25 protein-coding genes are annotated in these 19,018 nt (G+C 57.9%); 10 read left to right on the top strand and 15 right to left on the bottom strand.

The window, feature by feature from the left end:
- Nucleotide 1 precedes the first annotated feature (1 nt).
- The 8 genes from ACE04F_RS14380 to ACE04F_RS14345 form a co-directional block, all read right to left on the bottom strand.
- Nucleotides 2-997 (bottom strand): major capsid protein, encoded by a 996-nt coding sequence (locus ACE04F_RS14380; RefSeq protein ID WP_486107666.1) that lies wholly within the window; start codon nt 995-997, stop codon nt 2-4.
- Nucleotides 998-1,058: 61 nt separating this feature from the next.
- A complete protein-coding gene (locus ACE04F_RS14375; RefSeq protein WP_486107664.1) occupies nt 1,059-1,403 on the bottom strand; it encodes a head decoration protein in 345 nt (114 codons plus the stop codon).
- Complete coding sequence (locus ACE04F_RS14370; RefSeq protein WP_047227255.1) at nt 1,400-2,560, bottom strand: head maturation protease, ClpP-related; 1,161 nt, start codon at nt 2,558-2,560, stop codon at nt 1,400-1,402. Before ACE04F_RS14370 ends, ACE04F_RS14375 begins: the two co-directional genes overlap by 4 nt.
- Nucleotides 2,557-4,038 carry a phage portal protein gene (locus ACE04F_RS14365; RefSeq protein WP_486107662.1) on the bottom strand — a complete coding sequence of 494 codons (1,482 nt, stop codon included), beginning with the start codon at nt 4,036-4,038 and terminating at the stop codon, nt 2,557-2,559. The genes ACE04F_RS14370 and ACE04F_RS14365 overlap by 4 nt, the downstream gene beginning before the upstream one ends.
- Nucleotides 4,038-4,244: a phage head-tail joining protein gene (locus ACE04F_RS14360; RefSeq protein ID WP_014339651.1), complete on the bottom strand. Its 207-nt coding sequence runs from the start codon at nt 4,242-4,244 to the stop codon at nt 4,038-4,040. The genes ACE04F_RS14365 and ACE04F_RS14360 overlap by 1 nt, the downstream gene beginning before the upstream one ends.
- A 1-nt stretch (nt 4,245) precedes the next feature.
- Nucleotides 4,246-6,258, bottom strand: coding sequence for a phage terminase large subunit family protein (locus ACE04F_RS14355; RefSeq protein ID WP_486107660.1), 2,013 nt, complete (start codon nt 6,256-6,258; stop codon nt 4,246-4,248).
- Nucleotides 6,259-6,262: 4 nt separating this feature from the next.
- Nucleotides 6,263-6,865 carry a terminase small subunit gene (locus tag ACE04F_RS14350; protein ID WP_486107658.1) on the bottom strand — a complete coding sequence of 201 codons (603 nt, stop codon included), beginning with the start codon at nt 6,863-6,865 and terminating at the stop codon, nt 6,263-6,265.
- Nucleotides 6,866-7,012: 147 nt separating this feature from the next.
- Nucleotides 7,013-7,357 carry a phage holin family protein gene (locus ACE04F_RS14345; RefSeq protein ID WP_047227250.1) on the bottom strand — a complete coding sequence of 115 codons (345 nt, stop codon included), beginning with the start codon at nt 7,355-7,357 and terminating at the stop codon, nt 7,013-7,015.
- A gap of 98 nt (nt 7,358-7,455) precedes the next feature.
- On the opposite strand from ACE04F_RS14345, the gene ACE04F_RS14340 reads away from it, so the two are divergent.
- Entirely contained in the window at nt 7,456-7,839 is a 384-nt protein-coding gene (locus tag ACE04F_RS14340; RefSeq protein WP_486107656.1) for a hypothetical protein, read from the top strand.
- A 499-nt stretch (nt 7,840-8,338) separates the two neighbouring features.
- Here the strand turns inward: ACE04F_RS14340 and ACE04F_RS14335 are convergent, their stop codons facing one another.
- From ACE04F_RS14335 to ACE04F_RS14315, 5 genes are all read right to left on the bottom strand, one after another.
- Nucleotides 8,339-8,698, bottom strand: coding sequence for a PA0613 family protein (locus ACE04F_RS14335; protein ID WP_486107654.1), 360 nt, complete (start codon nt 8,696-8,698; stop codon nt 8,339-8,341).
- Nucleotides 8,691-10,910: a VapE domain-containing protein gene (locus ACE04F_RS14330; protein ID WP_486107652.1), complete on the bottom strand. Its 2,220-nt coding sequence runs from the start codon at nt 10,908-10,910 to the stop codon at nt 8,691-8,693. The genes ACE04F_RS14335 and ACE04F_RS14330 overlap by 8 nt, the downstream gene beginning before the upstream one ends.
- Complete coding sequence (locus ACE04F_RS14325) at nt 10,900-11,127, bottom strand: TraR/DksA family transcriptional regulator (protein ID WP_014339657.1); 228 nt, start codon at nt 11,125-11,127, stop codon at nt 10,900-10,902. Before ACE04F_RS14325 ends, ACE04F_RS14330 begins: the two co-directional genes overlap by 11 nt.
- Nucleotides 11,120-11,638 (bottom strand): phage regulatory CII family protein, encoded by a 519-nt coding sequence (locus ACE04F_RS14320; RefSeq protein ID WP_072348342.1) that lies wholly within the window; start codon nt 11,636-11,638, stop codon nt 11,120-11,122. The genes ACE04F_RS14325 and ACE04F_RS14320 overlap by 8 nt, the downstream gene beginning before the upstream one ends.
- A gap of 332 nt (nt 11,639-11,970) precedes the next feature.
- Nucleotides 11,971-12,231, bottom strand: coding sequence for a hypothetical protein (locus ACE04F_RS14315; RefSeq protein ID WP_458129466.1), 261 nt, complete (start codon nt 12,229-12,231; stop codon nt 11,971-11,973).
- Between the two features lie 79 nt (nt 12,232-12,310).
- On the opposite strand from ACE04F_RS14315, the gene ACE04F_RS14310 reads away from it, so the two are divergent.
- A complete protein-coding gene (locus tag ACE04F_RS14310; protein WP_486107649.1) occupies nt 12,311-13,042 on the top strand; it encodes a LexA family protein in 732 nt (243 codons plus the stop codon).
- A 22-nt stretch (nt 13,043-13,064) separates the two neighbouring features.
- Here the strand turns inward: ACE04F_RS14310 and ACE04F_RS14305 are convergent, their stop codons facing one another.
- Entirely contained in the window at nt 13,065-14,816 is a 1,752-nt protein-coding gene (locus ACE04F_RS14305; protein WP_486107647.1) for a P-loop NTPase fold protein, read from the bottom strand.
- A gap of 349 nt (nt 14,817-15,165) precedes the next feature.
- On the opposite strand from ACE04F_RS14305, the gene ACE04F_RS14300 reads away from it, so the two are divergent.
- The 7 genes from ACE04F_RS14300 to ACE04F_RS14270 are packed head-to-tail and all read left to right on the top strand — an operon-like array spanning nt 15,166 to nt 17,762.
- Complete coding sequence (locus ACE04F_RS14300; RefSeq protein ID WP_486107645.1) at nt 15,166-15,750, top strand: hypothetical protein; 585 nt, start codon at nt 15,166-15,168, stop codon at nt 15,748-15,750.
- Nucleotides 15,751-15,760: 10 nt separating this feature from the next.
- Nucleotides 15,761-16,045, top strand: a complete 285-nt coding sequence (locus ACE04F_RS14295; RefSeq protein ID WP_486107643.1) for a phage antirepressor KilAC domain-containing protein — start codon at nt 15,761-15,763, stop codon at nt 16,043-16,045.
- A complete protein-coding gene (locus tag ACE04F_RS14290) occupies nt 16,032-16,211 on the top strand; it encodes a hypothetical protein (protein WP_072393820.1) in 180 nt (59 codons plus the stop codon). The genes ACE04F_RS14295 and ACE04F_RS14290 overlap by 14 nt, the downstream gene beginning before the upstream one ends.
- A complete protein-coding gene (locus tag ACE04F_RS14285; RefSeq protein ID WP_486107641.1) occupies nt 16,204-16,533 on the top strand; it encodes a pyocin activator PrtN family protein in 330 nt (109 codons plus the stop codon). The genes ACE04F_RS14290 and ACE04F_RS14285 overlap by 8 nt, the downstream gene beginning before the upstream one ends.
- Before the next feature lie 43 nt (nt 16,534-16,576).
- Nucleotides 16,577-17,005 (top strand): hypothetical protein, encoded by a 429-nt coding sequence (locus ACE04F_RS14280; RefSeq protein WP_486107639.1) that lies wholly within the window; start codon nt 16,577-16,579, stop codon nt 17,003-17,005.
- Nucleotides 17,002-17,223 carry a hypothetical protein gene (locus ACE04F_RS14275; protein ID WP_486107637.1) on the top strand — a complete coding sequence of 74 codons (222 nt, stop codon included), beginning with the start codon at nt 17,002-17,004 and terminating at the stop codon, nt 17,221-17,223. Before ACE04F_RS14280 ends, ACE04F_RS14275 begins: the two co-directional genes overlap by 4 nt.
- Nucleotides 17,220-17,762, top strand: a complete 543-nt coding sequence (locus ACE04F_RS14270; RefSeq protein WP_486107635.1) for a phosphohydrolase — start codon at nt 17,220-17,222, stop codon at nt 17,760-17,762. Before ACE04F_RS14275 ends, ACE04F_RS14270 begins: the two co-directional genes overlap by 4 nt.
- Before the next feature lie 248 nt (nt 17,763-18,010).
- Here ACE04F_RS14270 and ACE04F_RS14265 read toward each other — a convergent pair whose 3' ends face one another.
- Nucleotides 18,011-18,607: a hypothetical protein gene (locus tag ACE04F_RS14265; protein ID WP_434573065.1), complete on the bottom strand. Its 597-nt coding sequence runs from the start codon at nt 18,605-18,607 to the stop codon at nt 18,011-18,013.
- A gap of 133 nt (nt 18,608-18,740) precedes the next feature.
- Here ACE04F_RS14265 and ACE04F_RS14260 point away from each other — a divergent pair, with 133 nt between their 5' ends.
- A complete protein-coding gene (locus ACE04F_RS14260; protein ID WP_434573063.1) occupies nt 18,741-19,010 on the top strand; it encodes a pyocin activator PrtN family protein in 270 nt (89 codons plus the stop codon).
- Nucleotides 19,011-19,018 lie beyond the last annotated feature (8 nt).

Genomic DNA, 19,018 nt, shown 5'->3' with positions numbered 1-19,018 from the left:
ATCAGAGTTCCAGCAGGATCTGCGCACGGGGCCGTGTGCACAGGTGCAGCGGGTTGGATTGCGCTTCGCCGGCCACACCCTTGTTGAACGGCAACGGCTCCAGCTTGCTGTAGTACGGAATGCCCTGGGTGTTGACCGTCTCCATGTAATCAGCCGGAGCGAACACCGAGATGTACAGGTCCGGCACGCCTTCAGGGACCAGCAGCGCCTTGTCGTCATGGACGAAGGCCACACCGGCCACCTTGCCACGGTAGCGCTCCCAGACGATGCCACCGAACTCGAAGCTCTCCCGAGCGTCACCACGCAACGCCGCCGCTTGTTGCGTGGCGATGTAGGTTTCCTTGACCGATTTGTGGACGATCAGCTTGTTCCAGAAGTTCTTGCCGCAGAAGGCGCGGGAGCCGGTGCTGGTGACGCTGCCCAGCGCGTCCTCCTGCATGTCCAGCGCCTCCCCGCACTTAACGCGCAATTCGGTGCTCGGGTCGTTCAGCCCCATAGACAGTTTTTGTCGGGACACTCCGAAGGTGGCGTACAGGTCCAACAGAGGTGTTGTACCGTCGGCGTCCAGAATCAAGCCGTTGAGCGCGCCCATTCGCTGAAACTCGTGTGTGGCATCCAACTGGCGGCGCGCCTTTGCCAGCCGGGTGTTCACCACGTCCTGTACTGCTTGCAACTCGGTGCGGGTGCCGAACGCCCGGATGCCCTGGATCTCGTCGGCCTTGATGGTGAAGCGTTCCGGCAGGTGCACGGTGTTGAAAGGAATCATCTTGCGTTTGCTGGCACCGACGACCAGACCCGAAGTACCGCGCTCACCGGCTGGCACCAGGGCCAGGGTGTCGCCATCCTTCTCGATTTGCACTGTCAGGGTAGCAACGCCCTCTTCTTGAAACAGACCGAGGCTGCTGATGCGGCCCGGCAGATAGGGTTGTTCGTTGATTGCGGCGGTGAGCGCCGGTACGGCAAACGCTTCGTCGTCAAAAATGGCGATATCGGCCATGGGTACACTCCAGAAATGAAAAAACCCGCTCTGAGCGGGCTTGGAAACGAGGGAGATCGACTCAGCGGACGAACAAGAAATGCGCGGCTAGGGCTTTTTCAGCATCCGGATCGAGGCCGGACAGGTGGACTTCGCTCACCTCAGCCAGGCGCACCACGGCACGGGCTCGACGTACCACGTCGGATTCGCCAAGCGGGCCGAAGAGGATCGCCACGGCGGTTTGCGTGCCGTCTTCAGCTGTCGGGTCGTAAGGGGCGAACTCGCCCGTGGCAGTGATCAGCCCGAGTACTTGCCCTGGATTCAAGGCTGGGCCTGCCGCGACGTTGATTGCTTCACGCGAGATGTTCCCGGCCCCCTCGGACAGGAGGAATTCTCCGGCGTGCATCGGTTCCAGTTTGATGGTCATGGTCTTGCTCCTTTCGAGGTATTAGCGCTACCTGACTGCGCCGCCTGACGGGCTGCCCAGATAGAGGTGGGGTCGGGTTGTTTGGCCTGGACCTTCGGGGCCGGATCTGCGTTGAGCGGTAGGCTGTTATCGATCTCGAAGCCTTTGCCGCTGCCGACCAGCTTGTCGAACAGACGCGCTCGAACCGAGGCGGCATCCAAACCGGCCGCGACGTATTCGGCGCTGAACTCAGGCAGTCGTGCGGCAACGCAGAGATCGTTTACGGCTTTGGCACGGGCCAAGCCCGCCAGGACGATGGCCTCGCTTTCCAGCTTGGTCGAGTTGAGCAGCGGCTCAATCAGGTTGCTGATGCCGTCCGCCGTACAACGCTGGGTGATCATCAGGGCCAGCTTGGCCGAGTTCGCCACAGGAGGATCCTGGGGCGGATCAGTAGGTTCAGGCTCCAGCTCGATATCCGGTTCAGGTGGTTCGTCCAGTTGGGCAAGCAATTCAGCCGGGGCATGCTGGTAACGCTGCAGCACGGCGCCCTGCCCCAGACACGCCTTGACCTTCACCCCGTCGCCCACCTCATCGGCCAGCCCGAGGGCCACCGCTTCGTTGGCAGTCAGCCAGGTTTCAGCCGCCACCAGGCGCCGAAGCTCGGCTTCGTCGATGTCCGGCGCCTTGGCCTTGTAGGCCGCGATAATGGCCTCCATGGTTTGATCGAGGACGTCGGCCACTTTCCGGAAGTCTTCGGCGTCCCCTGCCGCGTAGGTCCATGGGTTGTGGATCATCAGCATGGCGTTGGAGGCGATGACCACGCGGTGGGCCCCGCAGACCGCGACACTGGCCGCACTGGCTGCCAGGGCATCGACCCGGCCGGTACAACGCTCGCCGAGGCGGGACAACGCGTTGTGCATCGCCAGACCATCGAACAAATCGCCGCCGATGCTGTTGAATGCGGCGATAACCGGCGAAACGCCGTCGTCCATGGCGCGCAGATCCTGCACGAACTGATTCGCCGTGATGCCCCAGGTGCCGATTTCGCCGTAGACGAACACCTCGATAACCCGCTCCTCGGCTTCGCCGCTCTCCTGCATGGCGTACCAGGTCTTGTCCTGGACGTTCACCCGCTGGCCGGCTCTGTTGTAAATGCGCGGAAGCGCTGGTTTGCTCATGATTGCTCCTTGTCGTCAGTAACCTCGACGGCTTCGTGCGTGTTGTAGTTGAGGCCCAGCGCCTGGGCTCTAGCGTTGTCGGCTGCGTTTTCCGCGTCGACGGTTTCAGCGTCGTAACCGGTGCGGGTGACCATCTCGCTACGTGAGGCGAACCCGGCTTGCACTTCCATGCGGCGGGCCTGCACATCCTGAACTGGCTGGATGTAAGCCCAGCCTTGCGGCACCCAGCGCGTACGCAGGTATTCGCGGCGCCGTTTGGCGTAGTCGTCCAACACCAAGGCACCGGACAGGACCGCCATGTCCATCCAGGCAGCACGGATCGGGCGGCAGAGCTGATGCACATACACGCCGAACTGAAGCTGTTCCAGGCGGCGCCGGAACTCGTTCAACACGACGCGCAACGCCCGGTCATTCACTTCACGCATGTCACCGGTGAGGATCTCGTAAGGAGTGCCGGTGCCCGCCGCTGCGGCCATCAGTTGTTGGCGCATGAAGTCGGGGTAGTTGTTGCCTGCGTCCGGCGGTTTGGAGAACTCAACCTCCTCTCCCGGACCCAGCTCCTGCATGGTGCCGGGCTCCAGCGCGACCATGGGCGTGAAGCCGTCACGGTCAAAGCTCAGCGGCTCACCGGTAACGGGATCCCTTGGCACGGGACCAGAGTCCGGCGCAGGGCGACTGATGAATCCGGCGAAGAGGTTTGCAACCTCCTGCCGGAACAGCACTGCGTCGTCATAGTTATCCAGGCTACGCAGCCGTTTCAGTACAGGAGACAAGCGCGGAACGCCGCGCAATTGCCCCGGCTCGACCGGTTCGAAGATGTGCAGCACCTGCGATGCCGGCACGCGAACCAACTGGTTGTAACCCGCGTTCAGCGATACGCCGTCGCGGGGGTGTGACAGGTACATCCAGTAGGCCACCCGCTTGCCGTCCGGTGTGAACTCGATGCCAGCACGAATGGCGTTGCCGGTGCGCGTGGTTTCGAATTTGTCATGGGGCACGAACTCCGGTGCGAGGATCTGCACCTGGAGCGGCACTGCCAGCCCCTCGTCAAGGCGGCGTGGCCGTAGGCGGACAAAGCATTCGCCGGAAGTCTCGACGGTGCGAGCGACCAGCGCCTGCTGCCCATAGAAGTCGGTGTGCTCATCGGCGTCCGACTCATCCACCCAGTCATCCCATAGCAGCTGCAGCAGCTTGCGAAGCGCGTTGTCTTCGGTGTTCGGCCTGGGCGTGATGCCCGTGCCGATCAAGTTGCTGACGCGTTTGTCGATGACGTTGAAGGCATACGGGTCGTTGCGTACCGCTGCCCGCGACCGGCCGCGCAGGTTGCGCAGTGCCGGTGTGTTGATGCTATTAATTCCGTTGTCGGGTGCATCCCAGCCAGTGGATCGGCGACCCTCTCCGGCGCCTTCGTAACTGGCCTTGATGTTCGACGGCAACAAGAATCCGCTACGGCTTAGCGTCGGATAGTGTCGGGCCATCAGACTCCTTTGCCTCCGTGATAAAGCCGGACTACGCGCGAGCGCGGCCCGGCCGAGTTGACCAGAGAGGTGCGGATCTCGTCGCGAGCCTTGATCAGCTCGTCGACGGTGCGGTACTCCACGGTGCGGTCGGTGTAGCGCACGACTTTTTCACCGCGAGCGATGGCCGCCTCAACCGCGTCGAGGTGCTTTTGTGTAAAGGACATATCAGCGTCTCTTCAGATAGCCGCTGGTGGAACTGCGGCGTTGAGGGGGTGGTGCAGCGGGTCGTGGTTGAGCCGCTTTGGCGATGGGTTGTGGTGTTGGCTGTGGCAAGGCCGCCGGAACCGGCTGAGTGACTCGTTCGCCCTGCACGGGCTTGATGCCCAGCGCGTCATCAAACAACCCAGACTGCGCCAGAGCCTGACAGACCCGCTCCCAGTCGTGCTCCTTGTAGCGGTTGATGCCCAGGTAATGCGCCATGGCAAGGCAGTACACCATCAGGTCGAGGGCTTCGTTGCGCTCGGCCTTGCCCTTGACCCATTCGATGCGCTTGTGGCCCCGCACATACCGGGCGACCTTACGTTCAGCTACGCACTGCGCGAAGAAGTCGTCCGGCAAGTCGCTGGCAAAGTGCAACGCGCCCGGGCCGGACTCGAATGGGTAGCGGTTGTAGATCCAGTCTTTCGCCGTGTCGGTACCGACAAACCATAGCTCGGCGCCGTTGCGTTCTGTCTGGCCTTTCCAGGTCACATCCACCATGGACGGCCGCTGGGCAATCACCGGCTTGCCGGGCTTGCTCGCGCCCTTAATGGCGAACACGTTGCGCCAGCGGCGCACGCGGCAGAACTGATAAACCTCGTCGGTGTGATGACCGCCGGAGTCGACAGCCGTCGCCAGAATGCCCAGGCCAACACCGCATGGATGCCGATACTTGGCCTTGAGCAACTCGTCCAACGCCGCCCAGGTGCGGTCGTCAGCCGGGTCGCCCGCGACGATCTGGTAGTCAATGACCCAGCGCTCCATGCCGACGCCCCAGCCCATCGCCATGAACTCCAGGCGGTTGGCCTGGACGTCAACGGCGCCGGTAATCATGAGCACGCCAGCTGGCATCGAGCCGAGGGTGAAGTTCTCCAGGCGTGCCCGGTGCTTCAGGGTATCGGCCTTGGTTTGCTCCTGTGCGCTGTCCCATACCTTCGCCAAACGGGTGTTGTAGAACACCTGCATAGGTTCAAGGTCGCCCTTGGCTTGGGCTTTTTTGGCCTTTTCGAACTGCTTGGCAAGGGACTTCCAGTCCATCCAGCCGAGCGGTGAATACAAGGCGTTGAGGGTAAACCCCACCGTCTCGCCGTCACCCTCCGCATGGGCGCGCCATTCACCTTTGGCGAGCATCTCGGCCTTGTGGTACTCCTCGATCAGCACGTCACAATCAGGGCCCGCGCACTGGTAATGCACCACGCTGAAGTCCCGCGAGTAGTGCAGGCGCTCCCATTCCAGGGTCTGCATATGGCCGCAGGTGGGGCACGGTACGTAGTAGTGACGCTGGTCGCTGCCCTCGAACAAGTCGGAGATCCGCGAGGCGCCTTTGATGGTTGGTGAACTGGAGAAGTAAAACTTGGCATTGCGACCGAACGTACTGCCCCGCGTTTCCGCCAGCTCGATGGGATCGCCCTCCTCGCCGATGTCCACTTCCCAGCGGTCGATCTCATCGCCGTAAACGTAGCGCGCCGACAGCTCCGAAAGGTTGGCCGCAGAGCCGGCTGTGGTGACGTACAGAGAACCGCCCTCGAACTCCTTGGTGTCCATGGTGTTGCGGGAATCTCGGGAGCGGCTGGAGGCCACTCGTTCGCGCAGGACCGGCGTGGCCTTGATGGTCTTGCCTATCCGCGAGGAGACCCGCTTCGCCAAGCCCAGGCTCGGCAGCAACGTCAGGATGTTCGACGGCGCCATGTGGATCAGGCCGCCGATCCAGTTCAAGGCGATCTGGGTTTTCATCAACTGCGAGGCGACCATGGTCACCACGCGTTTGCAGGGGTGAGCCGGTGAAAGGCATCGCATCGGCTCGCGGGCGTACGGTGTACGTGACGTGCGGTACTGGCCGGGCTCTGCGGCGCCGGTGTCACGCGGGATGCGCATGTATTCGTCGGCCCATACATCGATCCAGACATCCGGGTCGGGACGCAGCCCACGGAAATACGCCTCGCGGTACACCTCTGCACCGTCAGGGATTTCCGTGGGCATAGGCTCAACTCGTGTTCAGGGCGTGTTCAAGGTCCGCCGAGGACAGGCGCTCCGCGTCCTCCAGCGTGCGGCGTAAGGCCGCCGTCAGGTGCTTTTCGATTTCCCAGGGGTCGGTCATGACTGCCAGCTCTGGCGCAAGCTGTGGCGGCATGCCAAACAGCTGATCGCGCAGGAGGCGGCCAGCGTTGTAGGCGCCCAATTTCACGGCGGGTAATGCGACCAGCGACCCCTTGGCTTTGTGCAGCTCGATTTCCGCGAGCTGGGCCAGGTTGTGCTCACGCAGTGCGCGGGCTTTCTGGAAATCGGGGAGCTGCCCCGCAGGGGTGTTCGCGGGCGGCGGCGCAGCCGTGCAAGTCGACTCAACCGAGGTTGAAAGCTGGCCGTACACGTCACGCTGAATCCGGTCCTGCTGGTGACGTTCGGCGACGGCGGCTTTGCTCGGGTCGGCAGTGTCGCGAATCAACGCTTCGCTGGCCTGAACATCGACTTGTTTGCCGTCGGCACTGAGCACCAGCCGGTTGTTGTTTTTCAACCAGGTGATGTAACTCGGTGCCCTGCCGATCCGGGCCGCGAAGGCGCTCTTCGACAGGTACTGTGGTTCTGTCATGAGCCCTCCTTTCAACGGCTTTTCAATGCAGACCTTTCAATTTCAATGGCTTGAATTTCAGTAAGCTGGCAACCCTGCCGCTAACGCTTTCCCGCGGGTTTGCGACCCCGTACCCCAGGGAAAACGGCAGGGTCCCCGGCGCCAAAATCATCCCTGCCCGCCAGCGGTCGGCGGTGCCTCTGCAATACCCAGCCGCTTGGCGGCCCAGCGTTCGTAGAGGCCGATGGCAACATCGGCACCCGCCATCGCCGTCAAACATCCCAACGCCCCCGCCGTCCAGATGGACATGCCGGCGGCGATCATCAACATCATCGCCGTCACCCCGCAGGCGATACAGGCACCGGATCGAAGCGCGAGCCGCCGAAGCAATGCCCAGCCTCGCGCCCCATCCTTGTCGGCCCGCCACATCTCCCCCGATACGCCGCCAACCAAGGCCAGGAGAATTACTAACCAGATTGGCATTTCTGCCAGTGCTTGCTGCTCATTTGTCATAAGATTTTTTCCTGATTATCGGTCTGTTTCAGTACGATTGCGCGCGTTCAAATCACTGTTGAGTTTGTTACTCAGCCATTGTTTTTAAGGAGGGGGGTATGACGGGTTTCGAGTCGGTAAGTCTTGCAGTCGCCGTAGTCGGCGTGTTGGTAGCACTGGTTGCTGTCCCGGCATTTGTGCTCATGTGGATACAGGCCACAGATGAGCAGAGGGAACGCTTTAGAAAGTTCTGGAAGAAAATTGGTGCAAGGGCTTACAGGGGCTGGGCTTACGTTTCCTGCTTGATACTCGTAGCTTCCGGTGTTGAGAGGGTTACTGCGTTTGTTACCAGCTCTGCCCCGATCACTCGTCTCGACATTTTCCTGTTGCTTCTGAATCTAATGAGCCTCATGGTTTTTTCGGTGGCATCACTGATTATGTTCGTAGGGTTCCGCCTGACCGATCTGAAGCAAAAGGCCCTCTTACAAAACAAACCTACCTAACGCAAAAACCCGGCGCAGGGGCCGGGTCTGATGTTTGTGTGTGCCTGCCGCTTTATGCGGTCGCACCTATCGAAGATGAGTACTTTTTACAGGTCGATTCCGGTGGCAGCAAGCCCGTTTTAATGCCACCCGGTGAATGTCTGGTGAACGCCTAGGCAATGTCGGCGAATATCTTTATTTCAGCTTCCTGCGCCTGGGGCGCTGTCCTTCCTGTCCCACTATCTCTGATCGAAGTAGGACAGCTACAGGCGCCTAGAATCGGGGCCTGCCCCACTGTCCTACTTAATTTTCTCTTCTCTCCCGTAAAGAGAAAAAGCTAAGAGCACGCGTGCGCGCCATGGGCGCGTATGCGCTCCCGCTACGCTCACACATGGGCGGGACGTGCGGGAAGGTTGGACAGTAGGACAGCTCAACAACAGCGCGGCCCGCGCTTGTCCAACTGCATCAAACAGCAGTGGGACAAGGCGAGCCGGTAGGACAGCCACGGACGCAAACGGGGTCAAGCAGCGACCCCCATCAGCAGCCAATAGATGCACAGGTGCGCGTCATGCAGACGCTGGTAGTAGGTGTCACGCCCGCAGCCGCAGTGGGCATACTTCAAACGCATATCGGAGTCCTGGTTGCAGTAGTGCTCTCGCACGATCTGCACATGCAGAGGATCGAGGTGTTTGGTCACGATCAGCTCAATGTCCAGCGAACCTTCCAAGGGCGCACGGAACGCTCGCCGACCGCGAATCAGCTGTCCATTGCTCTCCATCATCATGGCGACCATGTTCCCGCCGGCGAGCCCGCCAGCACTAAGGTCGCAGTGAAGCTCCTCGGCCCATTTGCGCAGCCGCGAATCAATCTCCTTAATCATCGAAACATGGCTCCTCAAACGGTTGCTGCTCCAGGTTCGATGCCCTGCCCCAGTTGTCTGGCTTCTTGTAAGCCCAAGGCCTGATGCCGCTCTTGCGCAGAGCAGGTTGCCGGACCTTGCGCCAACCCAACCGGTGCATGATCGCCCCGACCCGCATCTGCTCTGGCTTGCCCCAGTGGCCATAATCCAGCTTCAACGCCCCCAGCAGAATGTCGGTGCCGGTTGCGGTCTCGCCAATCTGAGACTCCTCGAGCCAAGACAGGATCGGGCCTTCCCATTCATCCACCACAAAGCGCTCTTCCTGCGCCTCGGCGAACAGCGGCGCCTCCTCCCGGTTGACCCACCAGATATCGCCGGACTGATAGCAAAACATCGCCTCGGCCCACAGCTGGTCGCGGATCTCGCGCAACTTATCAAGGTCCACCTTGGTACAAGCAACCGGCCAATATCGACGGTTGCCGGTGGCATCCTTCAGGTATTCGTCCTGGTTCGTCGTACCCACGAAAACACACTGGCGTGGCACGTCCATCGTTCTTCGGCCGTAGCTCTCGCGGTAGGTGTCCGTCGAGGCCGAGAAGAACTGCTTCGCCTTGGTGGACTCGGCCTTGTTAAAACTGTCCAGCTCCCCCAGCTCAACGATCCACTTGCCGCGAATCGCCTGGAACCCATCCTTGTCGCCCAAGGCGAAGGGGGTATCCATAAACCAGGCACCACCCAGCACCGACATGGCCGTGGATTTACCGGCGCCCTGTGCGCCTTCGAGGATCATCACTGAGTCAGCCTTGCAGCCCGGCTGCATCACACGGCCGACCGCCGACACCATCCAGCGCTTACCGACCTTGGAACTGTAATCCGTCGGGGCCACGCCCATGATGTCAGTCAACCAGGTGTCGAGCCTGGGCACCCGATCCCACTCCAGGCTATTCAGGTAATCGCGAACAGGGTGAAAGGCATGGTCATGTGCAACAACACTGACAGCCTCGATAACGCTGCTCGCCTTGACCCGCAGGTTGTACTGTTGCGCGAGCCACTTCATGACCAGCATGTCATCAATATCAGCCCAATCGCCTACACCGCCGCCATACGGAGCAGCACGCAGCTTGACGATCTTTGAGCTGAACGCACTGAAGCCAATCACTCCGGCCCAACGTTCGTCGTTGCCCAGGATCAGCTCTACGTTTTGCATGTGCGCGATCAACATGCCGTTTTCTGTGCGGGCCAACAGGTCTTTCCAGCCACCCGCTGCAGGTGGCTTGACCACCGCCAGAACCTGGCGGCGCACCGCCTCCAATCCTTCAGCACAGTGCAGGTCGTTGAAGTCGGTCCACTTGTCCTCTCGTTCACCCGAAAAGATCGGGGCAACTACCTGGCCGCCAACAACCGTGGCTGCATTGTTGGCCTTCTCTTCACCTGGGTTCCAGGGCTCGCCATTTGGGCGCTTGGTTTTCCAGTCATCATCCCGGCAGATGATTAGTGGACGCCCCGGGAACCGCTCGCGCATTACCTTGGTGACCGTCATGAGGTTGCCCGCATCAAAGGCAATGGCGACCGTCAACGAGGTCGCCATGTGCAGGCTTGCACCGGTGGCGTAGCCCTCACACACCAGCACTGGCTCGCCCGGTTCAGGGTGCGGACCAATGAGGTGGAAGGCGCCTTCCTTCGCCATTCCATAGGGCCAGTAAGACTTGTCGCGGCCAGTGTCCTCTTGCTTCTCGGGAAATATCACTTGTAACCCGACGATCTGGTCCCGAGCGCTTTGCATGGGCACCAAAACCGCGCCGGAGCGCGGAGCATAACGAACGCCCAGGCCCACGATCTGCTTTCGATCCAGATAGGTGCTACGGCCCTTCTCGGGCATCCGCTTGAATAAACCAGCAGCACGGTTAGCCGCTCGACGGGCAGCGTTGGCAGCCTTCTCGGCGGCCTTGCGCTTGGCTTCCTCCTGACGAGCGCGCATGACTTCACGCTCTTCAGGCGTCATCCGGCCGGGCTTAACCCTGATCTTTTGCGTTTCCCCTGTACGCCAGTCGCCGAACGCACCGAAGATCAAGGTTTCGCCCTTCTCGGTGTGGTGCTCGTGCAGAACGTACCAGCCGTTTTTCTCTTTGCCCTTATCCAGAGCGGTCTTGCATCGAGTCAGCTTGCCGTAAAGCAGTGGCTGCGCGGGCTCCAGACCGAAGTCCGCAAATTGATTCAGCACGTCATCGAGCATGGCGAGCCTCTCGCATCTCATCGATGGACTGGCAGTTCACGCACTGCGTGCAGCCCTGCTGTGCCAGTCGCCGCGCCTCGGGGATCGGATCGTCACAGCTTTCACAGAACAACAACGAATGCCCAGGCAACGCCGGCTTGAACGCACTGCGCGCAGCAAGCGCCTGATCGATGCGCTCCTGCACCAAGTCATTGGCGAAATCAGCAATGTCAGCCACGGCCGTCACCCCGCGTTGTGTGGTTGACGTACGTGGCGCGATTGAACAAGCCCAGCAGCCCCTGGATACCTCGAAACACCTGCAGGCGGATCGCTGCCAACTCGTGATCACTGACCACCCCATCGCCAATGCTCTTGGCCCAGGTGTCGGCCAGATCTGCCACCTGCCGAAAGTACTCAGCGAGGCCGACGGTAAGGGTTTCCGGCATGTCAGTGGTGTACACCTCAGACAGCTCGTGCCAGATCGTATCGCCGACCAAGGCATGCACCGCATCCAGAATGCGCCTGTCCTTAGTCAGCTCGAGGATCTCGCCAAACTCTTGAATGTTTACCGAATGGCTGGGGTGCGTGGGGGACAGCTTGTGCTGCAGCGTGGTGGGGTTTCGGCCGGTGGTGGCGGCGATTGCAGCGGCGCCGCCTGGGTAGTCCCGTGCGGCATGGTAAAGCGCCAGATCGAGCGGCAGGACTTCCCGCTGTGCTCGTTCGACGCAACTAAGAGCGATTCGGCTCATGGCATTATTCCTAATAAGTTGCCAGTGCCGCGCGGCATGCAGTGGTGATACATTTGCCGCGTGGCTTGAAAGGGCCCAAACGCCGGCTAGATCTTAGGGATCGACACCGGCACCGTGCCGAGGCGAACAATCCGTTGCTCACCTCTGGCGCAACAGCTGCCCAATCTGTGGTGGAGAAGGCAGCAACACCAAGGCTTCCGAGCCTTGGGAAAGCGCGATAAAGGGAGGTGGTTTGCATGTGGTGTGCCCGCCTACCTTTATCGCGACCCGACAGCGCTGTGGTGGTGCGTGCCGGGAGGAACTGGGCGACCTTTGGGTCGCCTTTTTTCTAGCTAGGCGACGGCCTTGTGTGGAGCTGATGCGTTCAAAAGCCAAGACGCTTGGAAACCATTGCCTTTCCGCATCGCCGCATCTGCCAGTAGCTCAGCGTATTTTGTTTCACCGGTGTAATCGGTTCGCGGCAGGCATGCAGCCTGACGCCACTTGTTCAACGCTTGACAGCTTCTGTTACATACCTTGGCGGCGGCCCCAATGCCGCCTGCAGCTTCGAAAGCGAACGCAATAGCGCTCGGAAAATCAGCGGGGTCCAACATGTCAGCCTCCATTTATCAACTTACGGTTGATGTTATAGATCAACTGACTATTGTGCAACCTTTGTGAGAGCATCAACCTATGGTTGATAAAAATACCCTCCGCGCAGCTTTCAGCGAGCGCCTACACGAAGCACTTGATGATGCGGACATACGACGCCGAGGCCGAGGCGTAGACATCCATCGTGAGCTACAACGTCGGGGGGTAAACAAAACTACACAAGCTATTAGCAAATGGTTGAATGGAGAAGCCTTTGCCGAGGCAGATAGCATGTCTGCCCTTTGTTCATGGCTGAAAGTTCGCCGGGAATGGCTTGAGTACGGCGTCTTACCAAAACTTCCTTTGGGTGAGAATGACAGCCGCTCATCTAGCTCTGCCGATGAAAGTAATGTAAGCGTGGTTAGCCATCGGTTCGGCAAGGTTCCATTAATTTCATGGGTGCAAGCTGGAGCTTGGTGTGAAGCCATCCCAAATATAGAGTCTTATGATTCAGACTCTTGGCTATCTTGCCCTGTTCAAATAAGTGCTCACGGATACGCTTTGAAGGTTCTTGGCGATTCGATGACGAACCCCGGACCAGGTCGGAGCTACCCTGCCGGGTGCATTATTTTCGTAGATCCAGAAGCCGAAACTAGGACAGGGGATCGGGTAATTGCAAGATTACCTCGAACTAACGAAGCTACTTTTAAGATATTAGTAGAAGATGCAGGCCGGCAGTATCTCAGACCAATTAACCCGCAGTATCCGATAATTGAAATAACGGAAGAAACTCACATCTGCGGGAAAGTTGTTGGCGCCTTCGTTCCAGAGTAGTCACCCAAAGTCAAAACGACTCTCAGCAGCCCATCTCAGACTTTATACCATACATATTCTCAACTCTTATTGAGTTAAGCTTATTGTCGGAACCAACAATGCGCAATGCCTCAACCACGGCGTTTCCGATGGTAGCGTAAGCTATCGAATCGGCCTTATTGGCGGTGGACAAATTCCGGAAGGATAGCAGTCCACTACGAAGCTTTGTGGTTAAATTCTCAGGCGTAGACCGCAGCCATTGCACATAATCATCAGCTGTCATGCTTGCTAGATATGCAACATCCTCCGGACTCCAGGAGCGCTCCGTTCCCACTCGCCATGAGATATCGTCAATATTTAGATTCTTGCCAGCCTTACCTGCTTCGATAACTTTCGCTCTAAGAACTTCATTTTGTACGCGATCTAAGTGCCAGGAAGACATGACTGAGCTATCTTGGAAGCTCCGTTCGTGGACAACCACGAAGTCCTCGATATATTCATCAACCGCCTCCCCCAACTCTTCTAGCATATCAATCGCAGAAGAAAAATCTGACAAAGAAATTGTCTTCAACTCCGTATCAAGGACTTTCTTGAGCCGCTGTGTAAACTCATCTCCATCGTCACCAAAAGAGTCATGATAGATTTTCCACGCACCTCGCAATTCAGCGTCAACATTACTTACCCGATATCGCTCCTCTACTTCTGCAAAGACAGTTAAAACAGCTTCTTCTTCGACGAATCCACGCTCAAGATAGCTACCAATTCGCGCGTCGAATTTTGACTCCGACATTTGTAGTTCAACATTCATGTTTTTGAATGCTAACTGCCCCTCAGTCAGGCTATCTGCACTGGAATTAAGATAATTAGCCCATGAGCCTGCGGCCAAGCTACTACGAAGATCAGAATAACTTATGAAACCATTACCTAAATAATAGGAAGAACACAGCACTGCCGCGTGCAAATAGAATTCACAGACAAGTCCTGAATCCTTATTATTCAAAAACGATGCATGTGCGCTTAGCAAAGCTTTCAGCTTTCGAAGCACTCTAACATTCTTAACACCAATTTTTAATATTACAGACCTGAGAAAATCGTAATGATCAAAATCTGGAGAAAACACATGATTAAAATTCGTTTCGCACGACGGACTATACAGCAATTCTGCATCCACAACTTTTTCGCGATATGACTCAAACTGTTCTAAATCACCGCTGCCTTTATCGAAGGATTTCTCATTAAAAATCATGACAACCTTACAAGATTTCCTCTGAGCCAACTCATCCGCCAGTCCCATAAACTCTTTGATGCTCAGCCCGCTTCCTTTGCGCTCAATATCGTCAAAACAGACCACATAGTTATTTACCAAACTATATTCAAAACTGGACATAAGGCTAGAAAACTTATCCAGCATCGGTATTTTTTTGGCGTGTCCGGTCAGAAATCCCAAAAAAGGAGCTTTCGATTTCGCCAAGTCCAATGCTGACTTGACTTGAGGAAATTTCGAGTAAAGCGTACTGGACTTCTCAAGTTCCCTTTCAAAAGTTTTTACTATCTTTTCGTCCGACGCGATGGCACTACCATTCTGAAAAATACTCGCTCTAATATCAGCAAGAGAGTTCCTGCCAAAAAGCGAAACGTAGCTATATGCAATCTGACCTAAATCTTTTTTTTGTATACGACCAGCAATGTATTCTTCCCAAAAAAAAGTTTTCCCAACTCCCCAATCACCCCTCAATACTATGACTCCAGAGTTAGATTCAAAAAACACATCTAATGATTTTTTTAGGTAATCCATACGATCGACTTCCATTGCTGGGGCTGAGGATCCACATCATAGCAATGAGCCACCCCGCGTTCACTATCATCGTGCCAAATCGACTCATAGGTAAAAAATCAACGATCAGTTGTTGACATACATCAACTCCTGGTTGATATTCATCTCACTCTTCCACCACAGAGCGAGGTAAAACCATGCACACCACTGCATCCATACACGTACATCCGGCCGTAGCCGACCTAACTCGGATCTTCGAAGTGAGGCGCTTGGCACGCAGTCACGGCTGCACCTTCATTCCGTCAAAACCTAAGCCACAGGCTCATACCGCACCGACCTCTTTCGATCCAAACGACGGAGGCCGGGCGGCATGAGCAAATTCAGGATTTATAACCGCACACTGACCTTGCTCAGCGCTCAGGTGAACCTCAGCGGGACATTCAACCACACCCTACGGTCCACGGCTCGACGCGATGTACTGGCGTTTCGGTTGAAAGTGGAACGCAACAAAGTGGACAGCACCTTCACAATTGAGTTGGGTTCAGAGCGCCACACGCTGACCCTCCCCAACACTAAGAAAACGCACTTGAAGCTGGCCGACTTCATCGAGGAGATCCTCAACGGCCCTTTTGAGCTATCTGGAGAATCCCACCCGCTACGACATGCAGAACGCGAGTACGGTGCTTTTAGCACTCAGCAGCGCGAACAAGTTCTCAGGCTCGTATGCACGGGCGGGTTTATCGACCTGGACCTGGGCTTTGAACTGCCGATCCGGCTCGCCGTGCACCGCACACGTACACGCGCGGGCATCACCATAGTCATGAGCATCGGCGTCAAAAGCCCGCGTACCAAGTGCTTCACCGTGTACGGCACCGACGCCGAGATGTACGAGCAGGTTTGCGAATCCATCAACCACCTGGCTGCGCTGGCGACACCCACCGCGCACGCAGCATAGGAGGGCTGACATGGAGCGCAATCTCGAAAAGACCGCCAAGCACTTTGGCCTGACCCGCCCCACCCTGATCAAGCTCATGCGTGAGAAGGGTCTGCTCACCGACCGCAACCTGCCGGCGTTCCCCGTCCGCGACCGTGAATACCTTCGGGTCAAGGACAGCAACTGGTACCACGACACGCTGGGCATGCAGTACAGCCAATCGACACGCGTCCGGCAGGCCGGCATCCCCTGGCTAGCAAAGCAACTGGGCCCCGACCTTCCTGCCATCCCGGCAGACAACCGTGACGTGGCCTAGGGAATACGCCCGCCAGATCATCGCCCTACGCACCCGAGAGGAGCGCAACGCCGCGCTCCTTGAGGTGCCGGAGCATCTGCGCGAGCTGACCAAACGCCATTGCCTCAATGCCTGGAATCACCCGGCCCGAAACAAACGCATGGAGAGCCCCAAGCCTCATGACTAGCCAGCCTCAAAACCCGCTGCGCCTGATGCCAGCACCGGAGACGGCCACCGTCGAGCTGCTGTATCGCACCTTCGGCGACGTGCTTATTCCCCTCGAAAAGCTGCGCGTGCAGTACTTTCGCAACCTCAACGAGCAGTCGTTTGCGGCCGAAATCACCAGCGGCCGCATTCAACTGCCCGTGACCACGCTGGACAGCAGCCGTAAGGCACCGAAGTACGCGCACATCCGCCACGTCGCGGCACTGATCGACATCCAGGCCTATAAGGCCGACGAAGTCCACGCGAAGGCACAGGCCGACGCAACCGAAGAAATCCAGCCGTAACGGCTGCCACCACCAGCCACCCGAACCACCAGGAGCACACCACATGACTGCAATTCAAATATGCGCGTTGATCGCCCTGATCGCCGGTGCAGCCCTCATCTACTGGACCGGCTATAGAGGCGGCCTTATCGATGGGCGCATTCAAGGTCACGAGGCTGGCATCGAAGAAGGCACGCACGACGAGCGTGCGGCAAACGCCAAAACCATTCGCGAACTAAAGGCATCGCTCAACTTCATCCGCGCCGACCACAAGCACCTCGCTGCCCATGCGAAGCAGCTAAGAGAAAGCCAAGCCTTCGGTTCTCAAGAGCGCCAAACGCTTATGCAGATCGCCGAGAAACTGAGGTTGGCATCAGACACCTTCCGCGCCATGAGCTCTAAGGCCCAGGCACAGCAGGCGCTCGACCTGCGCGACAAAGCACTGGACATGGCCGCGCTGCTGGATCAGGTCAAAGTGGAGGACGCAGCATGAGCCGCCACAGCCCGATGCTACGCCTCTCACCTCAAGACGCCGGCGCTCTTCACCAGCAACACGCCAAAGCCACCGCCGAACTGCGCGAAGTGACTCGATTCCGCAAAGAGTTCGACCGGCAGCTGTCGTTGCTGATCGGCTACGACGCCCTGCGCAAGTTGCACAAGGACACCCAGAACGCCCTGCTGCTCGCCGACCTGGTCAAGGAGGCAGCATGAACTGGATCCTCACTCATACCGGCAAACGCTTTGACCTGTTCGAGCCGGACGTCGACCTGATCGACCCACGAGACATTGCGCACTCGCTCGCTCACTTGTGCCGTTTCAATGGCCACACCCGAGAGTTCTACAGCGTAGCCCAGCACAGTTGCTTGGTTGCGGATCTAGTGCCGGCCGAGCACAAGCTCGCCGCCTTGCTCCACGACGCCACCGAAGCCTTCATCGGCGACATGGTGCGGCCGCTCAAACAGTGGATGCACGCCTACCAGGACGTCGAGGCTTGGATCTGGGACCGCATTTGCACCCGCTTCAGCCTCGATCAGGACCTGCTGGCATCCGTCACCCAAGCCGACCTGATTGCCCTGGCCACCGAACGCCGCGACCTGATGCCACCCGACCCGGCCACCTGGGATTGCCTTGTCGGCATCGAACCCGCGCCCGAACGCATCCGGCCGTGGTCACCCACCGAAGCCCGGCTCACCTACCACCAGCGCCTGATGGACCAACTCGCTATCGAACACCGGAGGAAAGCGGCATGAAGCAAGTACAGAACCACACCCCATACCAGCCCGCTTTGCTCCGCAGCGCTAGCAGGGTCGACGCGCCTGTAAAAAACAGTCTCTGCTGCGCAGCAGCAGGCATTACTGCTCTTCCCAGCAGCACCACCGAGGCGCTTATACCCCACGAAAAGCTGCGCCGGGCAGCGCACACTGAAGCAACGCTGATCGCCCAACATAGCCCGCCCGCGCAGCCTGCTCAGGGGTATAAAGCCCACTATAATGTAGTGTCATGCTTTACAAGCGGCATTAATCCGACCTCGAGCCTTTTCAGCCGCGATGGCAGCCGCCTCGATGTCATAGATAACAAGCATGGAAATGCCACCAGGTTTCGCTTCCTGAATTATCTGTATGCCATGAAGGACATCTCTGACCGCTGCACGGAGTTCAAGCCAGCCTATAGCTGCTTCAGCGCGAGGCACCTCATTGAACTGCACCTCACGCATCAAGTAATCGCAGTCGCGCATAGAGACCTCAAGCCTGGAGACCATACGTCTGTCGCCAGCATTGTCGCTAAGGTAACGGCTGGCATCACCCGATACATTTGCAACGAAATTCGCGACGGCAAACAATTTATCCAAAAGCTCACGCTCCGCCTGCTTCCCAGCTTGATATGCTCGCTGGTTTTGCGAACTGGCTACGGCAATTGCAACGATAATCGCAAGGACAGAACCGACAGCTTGCACCCATGCCGCCGCGTCCTTCTTGGCATCAAAAGCATCAAGCAATACAAACAGAGCCCACCCCAAAGCGCCGATAGCCAAAAACAACCACACCACCCATACCGTGGCCACGATCATAAGCGGTGGAACGTTCAACCCTTTCATTCAACTCGACACCTTACTATCAAAAAATCCGAGATATTGCCCAGCTTCATTGCTCCCGTCCACGGAGGCCAAGCATGATGGCATTGATACCTCCAAATGTGGACGGACAATCAAACGGCATGATGGAGGCCGCATGAACACTCTTTTCCTGTTAATGGCCCAGTATGAAGGGCAAGCGGTTATCCCTCTTGATCGCGTCTGTAGTGACTATATGAATTTGACCGTGGAAAAATTCAAAAGAAAAAGACTCGATGGGGAAATCGACATTCCCGTTGTGAGGCTCGGTGCTGACAGTCAAAAGGCGGCATTAGGCATACACCTTCGTGACTTGGCAGAGTACATCGATAAGCAACGCGAGAAAGCAGCAAAGGAACAGAACCAGCTGATGGGACGCGCTGCTTAATGTAAAGG

The organism is Pseudomonas sp. AGC41 (genome assembly GCF_057334555.1).
The sequence above is the reverse complement of the archived record's forward strand: the minus strand, read 5'-3'. Positions and strand labels throughout refer to the sequence as shown.

Excerpts from the sequence above, each read along its gene's own strand:
- ACE04F_RS14285 (WP_486107641.1), top strand. The coding sequence starts at position 16,204 with ATGACTAGCCAGCCTCAAAACCCGCTGCGCCTGATGCCAGCACCGGAG.
- ACE04F_RS14270 (WP_486107635.1), top strand. The coding sequence starts at position 17,220 with ATGAACTGGATCCTCACTCATACCGGCAAACGCTTTGACCTGTTCGAG.
- ACE04F_RS14335 (WP_486107654.1), bottom strand. The coding sequence starts at position 8,698 with ATGATTAAGGAGATTGATTCGCGGCTGCGCAAATGGGCCGAGGAGCTT.
- ACE04F_RS14365 (WP_486107662.1), bottom strand. The coding sequence starts at position 4,038 with ATGGCCCGACACTATCCGACGCTAAGCCGTAGCGGATTCTTGTTGCCG.
- ACE04F_RS14350 (WP_486107658.1), bottom strand. The coding sequence starts at position 6,865 with ATGACAGAACCACAGTACCTGTCGAAGAGCGCCTTCGCGGCCCGGATC.
- ACE04F_RS14275 (WP_486107637.1), top strand. The coding sequence starts at position 17,002 with ATGAGCCGCCACAGCCCGATGCTACGCCTCTCACCTCAAGACGCCGGC.
- ACE04F_RS14355 (WP_486107660.1), bottom strand. The coding sequence starts at position 6,258 with ATGCCCACGGAAATCCCTGACGGTGCAGAGGTGTACCGCGAGGCGTAT.
- ACE04F_RS14265 (WP_434573065.1), bottom strand. The coding sequence starts at position 18,607 with ATGAAAGGGTTGAACGTTCCACCGCTTATGATCGTGGCCACGGTATGG.
- ACE04F_RS14300 (WP_486107645.1), top strand. The coding sequence starts at position 15,166 with ATGAGCAAATTCAGGATTTATAACCGCACACTGACCTTGCTCAGCGCT.
- ACE04F_RS14295 (WP_486107643.1), top strand. The coding sequence starts at position 15,761 with ATGGAGCGCAATCTCGAAAAGACCGCCAAGCACTTTGGCCTGACCCGC.
- ACE04F_RS14315 (WP_458129466.1), bottom strand. The coding sequence starts at position 12,231 with ATGTTGGACCCCGCTGATTTTCCGAGCGCTATTGCGTTCGCTTTCGAA.
- ACE04F_RS14280 (WP_486107639.1), top strand. The coding sequence starts at position 16,577 with ATGACTGCAATTCAAATATGCGCGTTGATCGCCCTGATCGCCGGTGCA.
- ACE04F_RS14375 (WP_486107664.1), bottom strand. The coding sequence starts at position 1,403 with ATGACCATCAAACTGGAACCGATGCACGCCGGAGAATTCCTCCTGTCC.
- ACE04F_RS14260 (WP_434573063.1), top strand. The coding sequence starts at position 18,741 with ATGAACACTCTTTTCCTGTTAATGGCCCAGTATGAAGGGCAAGCGGTT.
- ACE04F_RS14320 (WP_072348342.1), bottom strand. The coding sequence starts at position 11,638 with ATGAGCCGAATCGCTCTTAGTTGCGTCGAACGAGCACAGCGGGAAGTC.
- ACE04F_RS14340 (WP_486107656.1), top strand. The coding sequence starts at position 7,456 with ATGACGGGTTTCGAGTCGGTAAGTCTTGCAGTCGCCGTAGTCGGCGTG.
- ACE04F_RS14305 (WP_486107647.1), bottom strand. The coding sequence starts at position 14,816 with ATGGATTACCTAAAAAAATCATTAGATGTGTTTTTTGAATCTAACTCT.
- ACE04F_RS14360 (WP_014339651.1), bottom strand. The coding sequence starts at position 4,244 with ATGTCCTTTACACAAAAGCACCTCGACGCGGTTGAGGCGGCCATCGCT.
- ACE04F_RS14330 (WP_486107652.1), bottom strand. The coding sequence starts at position 10,910 with ATGCTCGATGACGTGCTGAATCAATTTGCGGACTTCGGTCTGGAGCCC.
- ACE04F_RS14380 (WP_486107666.1), bottom strand. The coding sequence starts at position 997 with ATGGCCGATATCGCCATTTTTGACGACGAAGCGTTTGCCGTACCGGCG.
- ACE04F_RS14345 (WP_047227250.1), bottom strand. The coding sequence starts at position 7,357 with ATGACAAATGAGCAGCAAGCACTGGCAGAAATGCCAATCTGGTTAGTA.
- ACE04F_RS14370 (WP_047227255.1), bottom strand. The coding sequence starts at position 2,560 with ATGAGCAAACCAGCGCTTCCGCGCATTTACAACAGAGCCGGCCAGCGG.
- ACE04F_RS14310 (WP_486107649.1), top strand. The coding sequence starts at position 12,311 with ATGGTTGATAAAAATACCCTCCGCGCAGCTTTCAGCGAGCGCCTACAC.